The sequence below is a fragment of the Streptomyces sp. URMC 123 genome (assembly GCF_051386515.1).
Lineage (GTDB): Bacteria > Actinomycetota > Actinomycetes > Streptomycetales > Streptomycetaceae > Streptomyces.
The window spans coordinates 1-1459 of the sequence record NZ_JBPQTV010000599.1 but is presented as its reverse complement, the minus strand read 5'-3'; the positions used below and the strand labels follow the sequence as shown (position 1 = coordinate 1459).

At 77.2% G+C, this 1459-nt stretch carries 1 protein-coding gene; it reads left to right on the top strand.

Going from position 1 to position 1459, the window contains the following annotated elements; genetic code table 11:
* Positions 1-1459 (top strand): acyltransferase domain-containing protein (locus ACSNOD_RS31085; RefSeq protein ID WP_436770421.1); only part of this gene is annotated, 1459 nt, incomplete at both ends.

The window sequence follows — 1459 nt, the reverse complement described above, 5'->3', positions numbered from 1 at the left end:
GGCTGGGCGGGCCGGCGGAGGTCTGGGACACCGGCACCGCCCAGCCCGCCCTCTTCGCCCTGCAGTGCGCCCTCGTCCGCCTCTGGCGGGACGCGGGCCCGGCCCCCGCCGTCACCGCCGGCCACAGCGTGGGGGAGTTCGCCGCCCTGTACGCCGCCGGCGCCCTCGCGCTGGAGGACGGGCTGCGCGCCACCGCGGAACGCGGTCTGCTGATGCGGCGCCACTGCGCCCCGGGCGGCATGGTCGCCGTGGTCGCGGACGCCGCCACGGCCGAGGCGCTCGCCGGCGAGGTGCCGGGGCTGGAGTGGGCCGTGGCCAACGGCGAGCGGGCCCAGGTGCTCGCCGGCCCGGACGGCGCCGTGGAGCGGCTGCTGGGGCTGCTGGAGCGGCGCGGCATCCGGGGCGAACGGCTCCCGGTCGACCGCGCCTTCCACACCGCCCTGGTGGAGCCGGCGCTGGACCGGCTCCGCGCGGTGCTCGACACCGTCGCGTTCCGGCCGCTGAGGACCGCCTTCGTCAGCGGGGTCGACGGAAGCGTCCACCCGGCCGGCTGGACGCCCGACGCCGCGTACGTCCTCCGGCAGACCCGGAGCCGGGTCCGCTTCGACGGCGTGCTGCGCGGGCTCGGCTCCCTCGGCCTGTCGGCGCTGGTGGAGCTCGGCCCGCACACCACGCTGAGCGGGATCGCCCGGCGGGCCCTGCCGGACCTGCCGGCGGTGCCGACGCTGCGGCGCGGCGCCGGGCTCGCCCCCCTGTGGGAGGCGGCGGCGCGCCTGCACTGCGCGGGCGCCGAACTCGACTGGCAGACGCTGCTGGAGGGCTGCGGCGGCCGGCGGATTCCCCTGCCGGGCTACCGCTTCCGGCGCGAGAAGTACTGGACGGGGCCGGAGCCGTCGTTCGACACGCCCCGGAAGCCCCCGGAGCCCGGGGCGCCCTGGGAACCCCGGGGCCCCCGCGAACCCCGGGAACGAGCGAAGCGAGCGAAGGACGAGGAACAGGTGACACAGGACACGACAGCGGTCGACCGCGCGACAGCGATCGAACGGGTGCTCCGGCACGTCGTCGAAGCGGCCGGCAGATACCTCGGGTACGGCGAGGGCGAGATCGCGGGGGACACCTCCTTCTTCGACCTCGGCGCCGACTCCCTGCAAATGATCAACGTGCTGCGGGAGTTGGAGCAGGCGTACGACGTCAAGATCGGCATGCGCGAGCTGTTCGAGGAGGCGACGACGCCGGGGGCGCTCGCGGAGCTGATCGTCGGCCGGATGGCCGGCCCGGGGCCGGCGGAGCGGGTGCCCGTGACGGCCGCCTCCGGTGTCGCTTCGGCCTCCGATCCGGTTCCCGATCCGGTTCCCGATCCGGCACCCGCCCCGGCCTCCGATGCCGCTTTCGTTCCGGCGCCGGCCCCGGCTCCCACTTCGGCCCCCGACCCCGCCCCCGCCCCTGCCCCCGCGGGACA